General features: G+C 65.4%; 15 protein-coding genes. 7 read left to right on the forward strand and 8 right to left on the reverse strand.

The features are described 5' to 3' along the window. Positions 1-21: 21 nt before the first annotated feature. Positions 22-1,692, reverse strand: coding sequence for a choline dehydrogenase (gene betA / locus DFR52_RS10360; protein WP_110032068.1), 1,671 nt, complete (start codon positions 1,690-1,692; stop codon positions 22-24). A 42-nt stretch (positions 1,693-1,734) separates the two neighbouring features. Here betA and DFR52_RS10365 point away from each other — a divergent pair, with 42 nt between their 5' ends. Further along, on the forward strand, positions 1,735-2,025 hold the full coding sequence (locus tag DFR52_RS10365; RefSeq protein ID WP_245415279.1) for a type II toxin-antitoxin system RelE family toxin: 291 nt from the start codon (positions 1,735-1,737) through the stop codon (positions 2,023-2,025). A 6-nt stretch (positions 2,026-2,031) separates the two neighbouring features. After that, entirely contained in the window at positions 2,032-2,382 is a 351-nt protein-coding gene (locus tag DFR52_RS10370) for a helix-turn-helix domain-containing protein (RefSeq protein ID WP_110031838.1), read from the forward strand. 19 nt (positions 2,383-2,401) lie between these two features. On the opposite strand, the gene betB is transcribed toward DFR52_RS10370, so the two are convergent. From betB to betI, 4 genes are read right to left on the reverse strand one after another with little or no spacing between them, the layout of a single operon-like run. After that, the gene (gene betB, locus DFR52_RS10375) at positions 2,402-3,865 is read right to left on the reverse strand and encodes a betaine-aldehyde dehydrogenase (RefSeq protein WP_110031839.1); all 1,464 of its coding nucleotides are present in this window, start codon (positions 3,863-3,865) and stop codon (positions 2,402-2,404) included. Then, a complete protein-coding gene (locus DFR52_RS10380) occupies positions 3,862-4,503 on the reverse strand; it encodes a glutathione S-transferase family protein (RefSeq protein WP_110031840.1) in 642 nt (213 codons plus the stop codon). Before DFR52_RS10380 ends, betB begins: the two co-directional genes overlap by 4 nt. Before the next feature lies 1 nt (position 4,504). Continuing rightward, on the reverse strand, positions 4,505-6,040 hold the full coding sequence (gene betC, locus DFR52_RS10385; protein ID WP_110031841.1) for a choline-sulfatase: 1,536 nt from the start codon (positions 6,038-6,040) through the stop codon (positions 4,505-4,507). Continuing rightward, on the reverse strand, positions 6,037-6,630 hold the full coding sequence (gene betI / locus DFR52_RS10390) for a transcriptional regulator BetI (RefSeq protein WP_110031842.1): 594 nt from the start codon (positions 6,628-6,630) through the stop codon (positions 6,037-6,039). Before betI ends, betC begins: the two co-directional genes overlap by 4 nt. Positions 6,631-7,001: 371 nt before the next feature. Between betI and DFR52_RS10395 the strand changes: the two genes are divergently transcribed. The 3 genes from DFR52_RS10395 to DFR52_RS10405 all read left to right on the forward strand — a co-directional run bounded on the left by DFR52_RS10395 (position 7,002) and on the right by DFR52_RS10405 (position 8,831). Beyond that, positions 7,002-7,448, forward strand: a complete 447-nt coding sequence (locus DFR52_RS10395; RefSeq protein ID WP_146215584.1) for a hypothetical protein — start codon at positions 7,002-7,004, stop codon at positions 7,446-7,448. A gap of 198 nt (positions 7,449-7,646) precedes the next feature. Next, complete coding sequence (locus DFR52_RS10400) at positions 7,647-8,063, forward strand: hypothetical protein (RefSeq protein WP_146215585.1); 417 nt, start codon at positions 7,647-7,649, stop codon at positions 8,061-8,063. Between the two features lie 159 nt (positions 8,064-8,222). Continuing rightward, a complete protein-coding gene (locus DFR52_RS10405; RefSeq protein WP_110031845.1) occupies positions 8,223-8,831 on the forward strand; it encodes a glutathione S-transferase family protein in 609 nt (202 codons plus the stop codon). Positions 8,832-8,912: 81 nt separating this feature from the next. Here DFR52_RS10405 and DFR52_RS10410 read toward each other — a convergent pair whose 3' ends face one another. Continuing rightward, the gene (locus tag DFR52_RS10410; RefSeq protein WP_110031846.1) at positions 8,913-9,605 is read right to left on the reverse strand and encodes a L,D-transpeptidase; all 693 of its coding nucleotides are present in this window, start codon (positions 9,603-9,605) and stop codon (positions 8,913-8,915) included. 59 nt (positions 9,606-9,664) lie between these two features. Next, positions 9,665-10,000: a hypothetical protein gene (locus DFR52_RS10415; protein WP_110031847.1), complete on the reverse strand. Its 336-nt coding sequence runs from the start codon at positions 9,998-10,000 to the stop codon at positions 9,665-9,667. A gap of 200 nt (positions 10,001-10,200) precedes the next feature. On the opposite strand from DFR52_RS10415, the gene DFR52_RS10420 reads away from it, so the two are divergent. Next, the gene (locus tag DFR52_RS10420) at positions 10,201-11,367 is read left to right on the forward strand and encodes an acetyl-CoA acetyltransferase (protein WP_110032069.1); all 1,167 of its coding nucleotides are present in this window, start codon (positions 10,201-10,203) and stop codon (positions 11,365-11,367) included. Beyond that, positions 11,364-12,125: an SDR family NAD(P)-dependent oxidoreductase gene (locus tag DFR52_RS10425; protein ID WP_170132246.1), complete on the forward strand. Its 762-nt coding sequence runs from the start codon at positions 11,364-11,366 to the stop codon at positions 12,123-12,125. The genes DFR52_RS10420 and DFR52_RS10425 overlap by 4 nt, the downstream gene beginning before the upstream one ends. Positions 12,126-12,263: 138 nt before the next feature. On the opposite strand, the gene DFR52_RS10430 is transcribed toward DFR52_RS10425, so the two are convergent. Continuing rightward, complete coding sequence (locus tag DFR52_RS10430; RefSeq protein ID WP_110031848.1) at positions 12,264-13,106, reverse strand: EamA family transporter; 843 nt, start codon at positions 13,104-13,106, stop codon at positions 12,264-12,266. Between the last annotated feature and the right edge of the window lie 3 nt (positions 13,107-13,109).

Here is a 13,109-nt window from a genome sequence, read left to right on the forward strand (position 1 = left end):
TCCGTCGCGACTGTAGCCCGATCAGGCCAGCCGGTCGGTGGTGGCCCAGGCCGGGTTCATCCACGGCTCCAGATTGGACGGCGCCAGCGGCGTCCTGCCGAGGATGTGGTCGGCAGCCTTCTCGCCGGTCATGATCGACGGGCCGTTGAGATTGCCGTTGGTCACGCGCGGGAAGATCGAGGAATCGGCCACCCGCAGGCCATCGACACCGATGACGCGGGTTTCCGGATCAACGACGGCGCTCAGATCATCGGCGCGGCCCATGCGGCATGTGCCGCAGGGATGGTAGGCGCTCTCGGCATGATCGCGGATGAAGGCGTCCATCTCGGCGTCCGACTGCACCTGCGCGCCCGGTGAGATTTCCGCACCGCGATAGGGATCGAAGGCCGCCTGCCCGAAGATCTCGCGCGTCAGCCTCACGGCATGGCGGAAGTCGCGCCAGTCCTCCTCGTGGCTCATATAGTTGAAGCGGATCTCGGGTGCCGCCTTGGCATCCGCCGAGCGCAGCTTGACGGTGCCGCGCGAGGGCGAGCGCATCGGCCCGACATGGGCCTGGAAGCCATGGCCCTTGGCCGCCGCCTTGCCGTCGTAGCGGATGGCGCCGGGCAGGAAATGGAACTGGATGTCCGGGTAGGGCACGCCCGCCGCCGAGCGCACGAAGGCGGCGGCCTCGAACTGGTTCGAGGTGCCGAGCCCCTTGCGCAGGAAAAGCCACTGCGCCCCGATCCAGGCCTTCCAGAACAGGTTGAGCTTGGAGTTGAGCGTGATCGGCTGGGTGCTCGCCTGCTGCACATAGACCTCGAGATGGTCCTGCAGGTTGGCGCCGACGCCCGGCCGGTCCGCAACCACGTCGATGCCGTGGGCTGCCAGATCGGCGCCAGGGCCGATGCCCGAGAGCAGCAGCAGCTTGGGGGAGTTGAAGGCCGAGGCGGCAATGACGACTTCACGCCGTGCTTGAACCACCTGAATCGATCCGTTGGCTTCGATCTCGACGCCGGTGGCGCGATGATTCTCGATGACAATCCTTCTCGCCAGGCCCTTGACCAGACTGAGATTCGGTCGCTTCAGCGCCGGCTTGAGATAGGCCTCGGCGGTCGACCAGCGCTGGCCGTTGTGGATGGTCTGCTCCATCAGGCCGAAGCCCTCCTGGCGCGAACCGTTGTAGTCGGGCGTCACCCCGAATCCGGCCTGCCGGCCCGCCTCGATGAAGGCGGAGAACAGCGGATTGGCGGCCTTTCCTCGCTGGACGTGCAGCGGCCCGTCGGTGCCGCGCCAGCCCGGCTCGCCGCCGATGTGGCCGTTCTGGTGCGAGGTTTCCATGCGCTTGAAATAGGGCAGCACGTCGGCGAACGACCAGCCCTGCGCGCCCTGTTCGGCCCAATGATTATAGTCCTCGGCATGGCCGCGGACATAGACCATGCCGTTGATCGACGACGAGCCGCCGATGACCTTGCCGCGGGGTGCCGCCAGCCGCCGGTTGCCGAGATGCGGCTCCGGTTCGCTGGTGTAGCCCCAGTCGTAGATGCCCATGTTCATCGGATAGGACAACGCCGCCGGCATCTTGATGAAGGGGCCGAAATCGCTGCCGCCATATTCGATGACGATCACCGAATGCCTGCCGTCCTCGCTCAGCCGCGAAGCGAGCGCCGAGCCGGCCGAACCGGATCCGATGATGACGAAGTCTGCTTGCATGGTCATGCTCTGATGCTCGTGCTGATGGGGATAGCGCTGTGAATGAAGTCAATTGACCAAAATATCGCTCAGGGCTATATTTTGGCTATGAGACCGGTCGTCTATTCGAAGGCCGCCGCCAAGGCTCTCGCGCGGATGCAGCCGAAGCGGCGGGATGCGATTATCGCCAGTGTGGATGCCTTCGCGCGGGGCGAACGGGTCGATATCCGAAAATTGACCGGGGCTCGTTATTACCGCATCCGGGTCGGCCAGGACCGCGTCATCATCGACGACGACGGTGTGGTCCTTCTGGTTCTGGACGCCGGGCCGCGCGGCGGCATCTACAAGGAGTAGGTCACGATGAGCGACATTCAGAGACTGACGATCGACGGCAAGGGTTACGTTCTCCTGAGAGAGGAGGACTACGAGGACCTGATCGATGGCCGCGAGGCCGATGCGGTCATGGCCCGCATCAGGGCAGGGGAGGAAACCTGGCCCGCCGAGCTCGTCCGTGACCTCATGCAAACGGACAGCCGTATCCGCACCTTCCGCAAGTATCGGGGTCTTGCGATGACCGAACTTGCCCGAGACGCAGGTATTTCCCAGCCTTACCTGTCCGATATCGAAAACGGAAAGAAGACCGGCTCGGTCGATGTGCTCAAGCGCATCGCCGTTTCCCTTGCTGTCGATCTCGACGATCTCGTGGTTTGACTGCGCCATCACCTGAGACTCAATAGGGGCTGTCGACGGGGCCGGTGGCGACGTAGACGCTCTTGAGCCTGGTGTAGTGCTCGATGGCGGCGCGCGAGTTCTCGCGGCCGATGCCGGAGCGCTTGACGCCGCCGAAGGGCGCCTCCACCGGGGTCAGATTGTAGGTGTTGATCCAGGTCGTGCCGGCCTCGAGCCTCGCCACCACGCGGTGGCCGCGGGTGAGATCGGCTGTGAAGACGCCCGCCGCCAGCCCGAATTCGGTCGAATTGGCCCGCTCGATGGCTTCGGACTCGTCGTCGAATTTCAGCACCGACATCACCGGGCCAAAAATCTCCTCGCGGGCGATGGTCATGTCGTCGGTGACGCCGGAAAACACGGTCGGCTGGATGAAGTTGCCGCCCTCGAAGCCTTGCAGCTGCACCGCGTCGCCGCCGGTGACAAGTGTCGCGCCTTCGTTCTTGCCGGTCTCGACATAGCCCATGACCTTGTCGCGCTGGGCGCGGCTGACCATCGGTCCCATCTGGGTCTCGGGGTCGAGCGGGTCGCCGATGCGGATGGTCTCGGTGCGGGCCTTGAGCCGCTCGAGGAAGCGGTCGTGCAGGCCGCTCTGCACGAAGACGCGGGTGCCGTTCGAGCAGATCTGGCCGGTCGAGTAGAAATTGCCGAGCATGGCGCCGCCAATGGCGCTTTCGAGGTCGGCGTCGTCGAACACCAGGATCGGCGACTTGCCGCCGAGTTCCATGGTCACCGGGCGGATCAGCGGGGCGGCCGCGGCCATCACCCTTGCGCCGGTCGGCACCGAGCCGGTCAGCGACACCTTGGCGATGCCGGGATGGCCGGCGAGCTGGCCGCCCACATCGCCGAAGCCCTGCACCACATTGTAGACGCCGTCGGGCAGGCCGGCCTCGGTCAGGATCTCGGCGAGCAGCAGCGCGGTCAGCGGCGTCATTTCCGACGGCTTGAAGACGAAGGCGTTGCCGCAGGCGAGCGCCGGGGCGGCCTTCCATGCGGCGATCTGCATCGGATAGTTCCAGGCGCCGATGCCGGCGCAGACGCCCAGCGCCTCGCGCCGCGTGTAGACGAAGTCGGAGCCCAGATCGATGTGCTCGCCGGTGATGGCGCCGGCGATGCCGCCGAAATATTCGAGCGCGTCGGCGGCCGACGAGGCGTCGGCAACCAGCGTTTCCTGGATTGCCTTGCCGGTGTCGAGCGTCTCGATGCGCGAGAGTTCGGCATTGCGGGCGCGGATGATGTCGGCCGCGCGGCGCAGCACGCGACCGCGTTCGACGCCCTTGAGCGCCGCCCAGGCCGGCTGCGCGGCCCGGGCTGCCGCGACCGCCTTGTCGACCAGCGCAGGGGTGGCCGCATGCAGCCGGGCGATCACCTCGCCGGTCGCCGGATAGTGGCTTTCGAAGGCCCTTCCATCGGTGTCCTCGGCGTAGCTGCCGCCGATATAGTGCGATCCGCGTGGCTGGGCTTTCATGGCTGTGTCCTCAGGCTTTCATAGGAGACCATCACGTGCTCGCGATAGCTGGGGCGCGCGCACAGGCGGGCGTAATAGGCGTCGAGCGCCGGGGTCCCGGCGCGGTCGAAATCCAATGTGTAGTAGCGGTAGAGCAGGGTGCCGATGACCATGTCGGCGAAGCTCAGGTGCTCGCCGCCAACATATGGTCCGGCGCCGATGCGCCTGTCGAGCATCGCTGCCAGCCGCTTGAGCGCCTCGAGGGAGGCGGAGAAGGCGGCCGCGTCTGTGTTGGCGGCCCTGCCCAGGAGCACCCAGAATACCTGCTTGCTGAACAGCGGCCCGAAGCTCGTCTTCATCCATTCGGCCCACATGTCGAGCTGCACCCGCACCACGGGGTCGCGCGGCCAGAAGCGGTCGTCGCCGTACCGGGCAGCCAGGTAGCGCACGATCGCCGCGCTCTCCCACATCGGCGCGCCGTCGCCGTCGCGCACGGTGGGCACCAGCCCGTTCGGGTTCATGGCCAGATAGTCCGGCGTGTCGTTGCCGCCATGGGCGTGGCCGATGTCGTGGCGCTCGAAGGCGAGCCCCAGTTCGCCGATGGTCCACATCGCCGTCTGCACATTCGATGAGGTTGCCCGTCCCCAGACCGTCAGCATGTCATTCTCCCCGCGGGTAGCGTTTGGATTCCTCAAGCACGTTGAGGTCCATGTGGTTGCGCATGTAGCGTTCGGACGCCTTCTGCAGCGGCTGGAAGTCCCAGGGGAAATAATTGCCGTTCCTCAGCGCCTCGTAGACCACCCAGCGCCGCGCCTGGCTCTCGCGGACCGAAGCGTCGAAACCGGCCATGTCCCAGCGTTCGAGGCGCTTGACGGTGAAATCGGCGAGCACGGCGGCGTGCGCCGGGTCGCTGGCTAGATTGGCGAGTTCCAGCGGGTCGGCCTCGAGGTCGAAGAGTTGGTCCGGGTCCAGCTCGCAATGGACATATTTCCACTTGCCCTCGCGGATGCCGACCAGCGGCGCGTAGGAGCCTTCCGCCGCATATTCCATGAGCACGGGTGCCGCACGCGGCTCGCCCTTCATCATGCCGGTGAGCGACATGCCGTCGGTCCAGGGCTCGATCTCCTCGATCGACACGCCGGCGAGATCGGCCAGCGTCGGGGTGACGTCGAGATTGGAGGTCGGCTGGGTCAAGAGGGCAGGGGCGATGCCGGGGCCGGCGATCATCAGCGGCACCCGCGACGAGCCCTCGAAGAAGCTCATCTTGAACCACAGGCCCCGCTCTCCCAGCATGTCGCCGTGGTCGGAGCAGAACAGGATATAGGTGTTGTCGAGCATGCGCGTGCGGGTGAGTGTATCGATGAGGTCGCCGACCTTCTCGTCGAGATAGGAGATATTGGCGAAATAGGCCTGGCGCGACCGCCGCACATCCTCCTCGGTGACATCGAACTTGTCGTAGTCGCAGGAGAAGATCAGCCGCCGGGAATGCGGGTCCTGTTCGTCGAGCGGGATGTCGCCGATCTCCGGCGCCAGATGCTCGCAGTCGTTGTAGAGATCCCAGAACTTGCGCCGCGCCACGTAGGGATCGTGCGGATGGGTGAAGGAAACGGTCAGACACCAGGGGCGTTTGCCCTGGTCGTCGTTCTCGCGGGAGAGCTGGTAGAGCTTCTGGTTGGCGAGGAACGCCACCTCGTCGTCATACTCCATCTGGTTGGAAGTCTCGGCGACGCCGGCGCCGGTGACGGAGCCGAGATTGTGATACCACCAGTCGATGCGCTCGCCCGGTTTGCGGTAGTCCGGCGTCCAGCCGAAATCGGCAGGATAGATGTCGGTGGTCAGCCGCTCCTCGAAGCCGTGCAACTGGTCCGGGCCGACGAAATGCATCTTGCCCGACAGCGCCGTGTAGTAGCCGGCGCGGCGCAGATGGTGGGCGTAGGTCGGGATCGAGGAGACGTATTCGGCGGCATTGTCGTACACCCGGGTACGGCTCGGCAACTGACCCGCCATGAACGAGGCACGCGCCGGCGCGCACAGCGGCGAGGAGGTGTAGTTGTTGCGGAATTTCGCCGACCGGGCCGCCAGCGCCTTGAGATGCGGCGCATGCAGAAAATCCGCCGGGCCGTCCGGGAACAGCTTGCCGTTGAGCTGGTCGACCATGATGATGAGAATGTTGGGCTTGGCGGCGGGCGACGTCATGGTCTCAGGCTCCTGACACTGGCAATCTGGGTCTCGATATGGTCCTCCACCAGCATCACGGGGTCGGCGAGCACGCCGCCGGTCCGGAGCGCCTTGCGGATGTAGAGTCCGTCGATCATGGCGGCGGCGCCCTCGGCGATGCGGGCGGCCTCGTAGCCCCCGACGAGCGGCGACAGGCCGCTGACGAGGTCCGAGTGCAGGCGGCGGCCGTAGATGGTCAAGAGCTTGCGGATCGGCGCCGAGTTGTGGGCATCGACATAGAAGGCGAGCCAGGCCGCCACGGTATCCTCGGAGAACTGCTTGGGCGAGAAGTTGACGGCGATGATGGCTGAGACACGGCCCCGCGGCGTCCGCGCCTTCTTCAGGGCGGCCACGGTGTCGATGCGCAGTTCGGCGAGCAGGGCGCGCACCGAGGCGACGATCAGCTCCTGCTTGGAGCCGAAATAGTGGTGCGCCAGCGCCGGCGAGACCCCGGCGCGGGTGGCGATGTCCGACATGGTGACATCCATCGAGCCGCGCGCGCCGATGGCCTCGATGGCCGCATCGGTCAGCGCCTTGCGGCGGATTGGCTCCATTCCGATCTTGGGCATGGAAATTCTCCTTTGCCGGCACGTTAGTTTTGATTGACTGCCCAATCAAGAAAAAACCGTGGCCCGGTCCTGCCATCAGCAAGGCAGGGACGCGGGGAGGAGTTGTGAGAAATGGAAACAATGGTGGTCTGCTGCGAGATATGATGCATGGAGAGCCATGTTTTTCGGACGTGAATATTATTCGTCTATCGTTGAAGTATGGAACCATTAGTCTTTTCAATCGTTCAAATGTAACGAAAAAGCCAGAACGACTTGTAAGTCCTAAATCTGCTCTCAGTTCTTCTCCGATGCCTGTGCCGGAGAGCCGAAGAGAACTTTGATCATTTTGCGTTTTCATGGCCAGGGGCCTTGAAGGATCGGAAGATCAGTCCATGGATCATCAACCTGCGACCATCGCCGCAAGCACTTATGTGAGCAGGCTCGCCTTCGAGCAGCAAAGCCGTGCCTGGATCAGGCGCAGCTGCGACGTGCTCGTCAACGTCAATGTCGTCTCGCATGGCGCGGAGGCCCCGATCCGCAGCCGCTTGCATGTGCACATGATTTCCGAATCCGGCATGGTTGCGTCCGCCTGCCGCGACGACATTCCCGACTGTTTCTGCATCTCGATTGGCGCGGAGCAGTACCATATCGCCTGTGCGTCCGTGCACCGTCAGGATGGCCGGTTGCACATACGCTTCATCAAGCAGCAGCCGGAGGCATTCGTCATGACGGTTGCCTCTCTCACCGACCGCCATGCACTCCTCGAAGCGATCGATCCCGATGTCTATGGCCTTGCCGAGACCGTCGACCCGAGTGCCGGCAGGGCAGCGCGGGCATGACCGGGAGCGATGATCGCGGCAGCTCGGGCAGGGTCCATGCCGTTACCGTTGCGCGCCGGCCTGTTGCCTTTCGGCACACCGGGGCACCGGACGGACTGCAGAATTAACGATCTGTTCATCTTGCCGGCAGGCTCGCCGCCCATCAGGGAACTTGTCTGCGCCTCACGCGTATAGATTTGAGAAATAAGGATTTTCCCCTTGCCATCTTCAGCCACTATTGCAGCGCCCGGTAATTATCTGACCAAACTGGCCTTCGAACAGGAGAGCCGCAAATGGCAGCGGCGCGAATGCGCGGTCTTGCTCAACATCGTGTTCCCGCGCAAGGGCCTGCGCAAGCTTGCGACAGGCCAACTGCGTGTTCTCAATATTTCCGAGGGCGGGTTGATGGCGACGTCGCGGCTCACCGAATTCCCGGACCATTTCTATGTCGTGATCGGCGAAGCCCAATATTACATAGGCTGCAGCCTGGTTCACCGCGAAAGCGACATCCTCCACATCCGCTTCATCGCCGAGCAGCCCACCGTCTTCATCAATGTCGTGGCCTCGCTTACCGATCCCTTTGCCCTCTTGGAAAAGATCCGACCGGCCTTGTATGGGCTCGAAGGTCTGGCCTGAGCTCAGGCGCTGTCCGGCAACGCCGCGACGAATGCATTCCGGCCGGATCCGCTGAACAGTCAGGCCTTGGTCATCAACCACCGGTGAAGATTACTGACAAAATCTGACAGGATCATCTGCCAGTGTGGGTCCACGCTCAAACCGATCCGGATGCCTGCCATGCTCACCCTCTATCACTCCCCCTATTCCCGCTCCTCACGCATCGTCCGCCTGCTCGACGAACTCGGCATTCTCGACCAGGTGGAGATCCGCATCGTCGGCATCTCCCGCATCGATGGCTCCGGAAGTGCCGATCCGGCCAATCCGCATCCCGAAGGCAAGGTGCCGCTTCTGGTCCATGACGGGGTGGAGATCTGGGAATCGAGCGCCATCATCTTGTATCTCACCGAGCTTTTTCCCGACGCCGGTCTCGGCCGGCCGATCGGGCATCGTGACCGCGGCGCTCTGCTGAGCTGGCTTGCCTGGTATGGTGACGTCATGGAGCCGGTCATGGTGGTCGAGCTTACCGGGCTTTCGCATCCGATCCTGACCTCCACCTTTCGCGGCGTGAAGGAGATGACGGCGCGGCTTGCCAACCAGCTGCAAGAGACCCCCTACATTCTCGGCGACGCGTATTCCGCCGCCGACCTGCTCCTGAGCTCGACCTTCGTATGGATGCCGAAGGCCACGCCGGACGTGCCCGCCATCCGCGACTGGGTCGCCCGCTGCCAGGCCCGGCCATCGGCGGCGCGGCTGCTCGAATACGACAGAAAGCTGCTCGAGGCCTGATGTTGCCGCAATTGCCGGCGCCGGCCAACGGCCCTTGCGGGCCATCGGTCGGCGTGCCGGTCCTATCGGGCTCTCGGGCCTCTAGCTCAACGCCGCCGGCATCCTGGATGGCCTGACGATCACCTTGCCGCCGCTGCGAGCCCGGTCGTGAAGGTCGATGATGTCCTGGTTGAGCAGCCGGATGCAGCCCGACGACACCGCCTTGCCGATCGAGTTCGCCTCCGGATTGCCGTGCAGCCGGTAAAGCGTGTCCTCGCCGTTGTGGAAAAGATAGAGCGCCCGGGCGCCAAGCGGGTTCATCAGCCCCGGCTCCATGCCGCCATTGGCGACCGAATAGGGCTCGAGCTTCGGATTGCGCGCCACCATGTCGTCGGGCGCCTTCCACGTCGGCCATTTGCGCTTGTACTGGATGACGGCGTCCCCCGACCAGGCGAAGCCCTGCTTGCCGACGCCCACGCCGTAGCGCATCGCCGTTCCGCCCTCCTCGACGAGATGCAGGTGGAACGCCGTCGGATCGACGATGATCGTGCCTGCCGCCTCCTGCGGGAAGGGGTTGGCAACGCGCCTGCGCCAGTAGCGCGGCGGGACCACGCCAGCCGGCACGGCGGGGATGAGAAAGCCGCCGTCCTCCACCGCGCCATAGAAGGCCGGCATGATGGAGGATTGCGCTTCGACGGCGACATCGGTGCCGGCTTGTCGGCTGCTGCCCGTCGTCGTGCAGCCCGAGAGCGCGGCCATCGAGGCTGCGCCGAGAAAAAGGCGTCGGGTAATCATGGGTCGAATTCCTGTGCTGAATGAAACTGGGCGCGCCCGGGGCACGCCCGCCTGTCGTTTCAGCTCAGGCGCGGCGGCCGGAAGAAGCGGCCCTCGCGCAGGCCGCGGCCGATTTCGGAGAGCGAGCGATTGTGGGCGGCGAAAGAGGAGACCAGCGCCAGCTGCCTGGCATCGGTCGGATAGCCGAGGTCGATGGCGCAGCTCGTCCATGCCATGGCGCCGCGCTGGCAGTGCTTGGAAGCGGCCACGCCGCCCGCCTGGATGGCGGGCGACCCTGCAATCGCGATGACGGCCGGCTGCGCCGCGTCGCGCGCGCTCAGTCCCCGCGCCAGCGGCCCGGTGAAGGCAAGCGCGGCGGCAATCAGACAGAGCAGAAGAAGGCGGTGGATCGGCATGGGCCTCTTTTACCTCGCACCGGCTTCAATGCCAGCGCCGACTGTCCGTTCGCCAATCAACAATCGGTGAGCTGCCGGTAGGATGACCGGTCTCCGAAACAAGCCGCGCACCTAATCGTTTCAGTGCTGTGGCCGTGCGCCATGTCTCTTTACAAATGCGCGCGCACGGCCAAAATGGCGCCATCAATCGGGAGAATTTCATGTCCGCATGCATTATCGGCTGGGCGCACACGGCGTTCGGCAAACTTGCCGACGAGACGGTCGAATCGCTCGTCACCCGCGTCGCCCGCGAGGCCATCGAACACGCCGGCCTCGAGGCCTCCGACATCGACGAGATCTATCTCGGCCATTTCAACGCCGGTTTCTCGGCCCAGGATTTCACTGCGAGCCTAGTGCTGCAGGCCGATGACGGCCTGCGCTTCAAGCCGACCACGCGGGTGGAAAACGCTTGCGCCACCGGTTCCGCCGCCGTCCACCAGGGCATCAAGGCGATCCGCGCGGGCGCCGCAAAGCGGGTCCTTGTGGTCGGCGTCGAGCAGATGACGACGACGCCCGGGCCACAGATCGGCGCCAATCTTCTCAAGGCATCCTATCTGCCGGAGGACGGCGACACACCCGCGGGCTTCGCCGGAGTCTTCGGCAATATCGCCGCCGCCTATTTCCAGCGCTACGGCGACCAGTCCGATGCCCTGGCGATGATTGCCGCCAAGAATCACAAGAACGGCGTCGACAATCCCTATGCCCAGATGCGCAAGGATTTTGGCTACGAGTTCTGCCGCACCGAGAGCGACAAGAACCCCTTCGTCGCCGGACCGCTCAAGCGCACCGACTGTTCGCTGGTCTCCGACGGCGCGGCGGCCATCGTGCTCGCCGATGTCGGCACCGCCATGCAGTCCAGGCGCGCCGTGCTGTTTCGCGCCGCCGAGCATGTGCAGGATTTCCTGCCGATGTCCAAGCGCGACATCCTCGCCTTCGAGGGCTGCGCGGTGGGCTGGAAGCAGGCCTTCGCCAGGTCCGGCACCTCGCTCGACGATCTGTCCTTCGTCGAGACCCATGACTGCTTCACCATTGCCGAATTGATCGAATACGAGGCCATGGGGCTCGCCAAGCCGGGGCAGGGGGCAGGCGTCGCCATGAGTGGCGAGACCGCGAAAGACGGCCGCCTGCCGGTCAATCCGTCGGGCGGGCTCAAGTCCAAGGGCCACCCGATCGGCGCCACCGGCGTTTCCATGCATGTGCTGTCCTCGATGCAGCTCACCGGCGAGGCCGGCGGCATCCAGGTGCCGGGCGCAACGCTCGGCGGCATCTTCAACATGGGCGGCGCGGCGGTCGCCAATTACGTCTCCATCCTCGAGCGGATCCGGTGAGTGACACCGGCTTCGTCAGCGGCCATGTGATCGTCACCGGCGGCGCATCGGGCATCGGCGAAGCCACGGTGCTGGCGCTCATCGATGACGGCGCCAGCGTCACCATACTCGACGTCGATGACGAGTCCGTCATTCGCGCCGAGGAGCGCCACCAGGGCGAGGATGTGCTGGTGCTTTCCTGCGACATCACCGACGAGGACGAGGTGACCGAGGCCATCGCCCGCGCCGTTGGCGTCTTCGGTCAGGTGACGGGGCTCGTCAATTGCGCCGGCATCGCCCGCGACATGCCCGCCGAAAAGACCTCGATCGAGGCGTTCCGCCAGATCATCGACGTCAATCTTACCGGCACCTTCATTGTCTGCAAGGCCGCCCTCGACGAGATGGGGGACAGCCTCGCCATCGTCAATCTCGCCTCGGTCTCGGGGCTCAGGGCCAATTCCGGCCGTGCCGCCTACGGCGCGTCAAAGGCCGGGGTGGTGATGCTGAGCCAGGTGCTGGCCAATGAATGGGGCGCGTCCGGCGTTCGCGTCAATGTGGTGGCTCCAGGTCCGATCGACAGCCCGCTGATCCAGAAGCTGCATTCGCCGGACGACCGCAAGACCTGGACCAACCGCACGCCGCTCGGCCGCTACGGCCGCTCCACCGAAGTCGCCCGCGCCATCCGCTTCCTGCTGTCGGACGAAGCCAGCTACATCAACGGCCATGTGCTCACCGTCGACGGCGGCTTCACCTCATCCGGGATCATCGCCGGGCGGTGAGGGGGACGCCGGGCACGGACATCCGCGCCTTCGGCCTCTGGCGAGCCCTCGCTATCGCGATCCCGGTGGGGGTCGCGGTGGTCCCGACTGCATCAGATTCGACGTTCCGCCTGCACCGGCCATGATGGTCCATGCGCACTACGCCCGCCGCCGCACGCTCACGCCCACCGCCGTGGCCCCGAGCACCAGCGCGATGCCGATCCACTGCCAGACCGAAAACACCTCTCCCAGCGCCACCGCGCCGATGATCGTTGCCACCACCGGGCTTGCCAGCGCCAGATAGGCCGCCGACGGGCCGAGCTTCGAGATGCCGCGGGTCCAGACGAAATAGGCGAGCGCCGTGCCGAGCAGGATCAGCCAGGCATAGCCCGCCACGGCGCGCAAATCGGGCGCGGGCGGCACGCCTTCAACGAGCAGCGCCACCGGCAAGAGCATCGCGCCGCCGAGGATGAGCTGCCAGGTGGTCATTTCCAGCGGGCTGCCGGCCCGGCCCCAGCGGTCGATCAGCACCGTGCCGATCGCCATCGAACAGGCGCCGAACAGCGCCGCCAGCACGCCCAGAGTGTCGGGCCGGTCGCCCGGCGACAGCACCAGCAGGCCGACGCCGGCAATACCGGCAAAGGCCGCCAGCAGCTGCAATGGCTTCGGCGCGGTGCGGATCAGCCAGCCCGACAGCAGGATCACGATCAGCGGCTGCACCGCCCCCAGCGTCGCCGCCAGACCGCCCGGCATGCGGGCGGCGGCGACAAACAGCATGGCGAAGAAGATGGTGATGTTGGTCGCCCCCACGGCGGCGTGCCGGGCGAGCGCCGCGCGCGTGGGAAGGCGCGGATTGAGGGAGAGGAGAATCAGGCCTGCCGGCAGCGCCCGCATGGCGCCGACGAACAGCGGGTGCCCGACCGGCAGCGTCTGGGTGAAGACGATATAGGTCGTGCCCCAGAGCACCGGGCCGATCAGGGTGACGAGAATGGTGCGCAGCATGGC

This window comes from Hoeflea marina (assembly GCF_003182275.1).
Taxonomy (GTDB): Bacteria; Pseudomonadota; Alphaproteobacteria; order Rhizobiales; family Rhizobiaceae; genus Hoeflea; species Hoeflea marina.

Coding starts and splice junctions, on each gene's coding strand:
- betA (WP_110032068.1), bottom strand. CDS start 1,692: ATGCAAGCAGACTTCGTCATCATCGGATCCGGTTCGGCCGGCTCGGCG.
- DFR52_RS10365 (WP_245415279.1), top strand. CDS start 1,735: ATGAAGTCAATTGACCAAAATATCGCTCAGGGCTATATTTTGGCTATG.
- DFR52_RS10370 (WP_110031838.1), top strand. CDS start 2,032: ATGAGCGACATTCAGAGACTGACGATCGACGGCAAGGGTTACGTTCTC.
- betB (WP_110031839.1), bottom strand. CDS start 3,865: ATGAAAGCCCAGCCACGCGGATCGCACTATATCGGCGGCAGCTACGCC.
- DFR52_RS10380 (WP_110031840.1), bottom strand. CDS start 4,503: ATGCTGACGGTCTGGGGACGGGCAACCTCATCGAATGTGCAGACGGCG.
- betC (WP_110031841.1), bottom strand. CDS start 6,040: ATGACGTCGCCCGCCGCCAAGCCCAACATTCTCATCATCATGGTCGAC.
- betI (WP_110031842.1), bottom strand. CDS start 6,630: ATGCCCAAGATCGGAATGGAGCCAATCCGCCGCAAGGCGCTGACCGAT.
- DFR52_RS10395 (WP_146215584.1), top strand. CDS start 7,002: ATGGATCATCAACCTGCGACCATCGCCGCAAGCACTTATGTGAGCAGG.
- DFR52_RS10405 (WP_110031845.1), top strand. CDS start 8,223: ATGCTCACCCTCTATCACTCCCCCTATTCCCGCTCCTCACGCATCGTC.
- DFR52_RS10410 (WP_110031846.1), bottom strand. CDS start 9,605: ATGATTACCCGACGCCTTTTTCTCGGCGCAGCCTCGATGGCCGCGCTC.
- DFR52_RS10415 (WP_110031847.1), bottom strand. CDS start 10,000: ATGCCGATCCACCGCCTTCTTCTGCTCTGTCTGATTGCCGCCGCGCTT.
- DFR52_RS10420 (WP_110032069.1), top strand. CDS start 10,201: ATGTCCGCATGCATTATCGGCTGGGCGCACACGGCGTTCGGCAAACTT.
- DFR52_RS10430 (WP_110031848.1), bottom strand. CDS start 13,106: ATGCTGCGCACCATTCTCGTCACCCTGATCGGCCCGGTGCTCTGGGGC.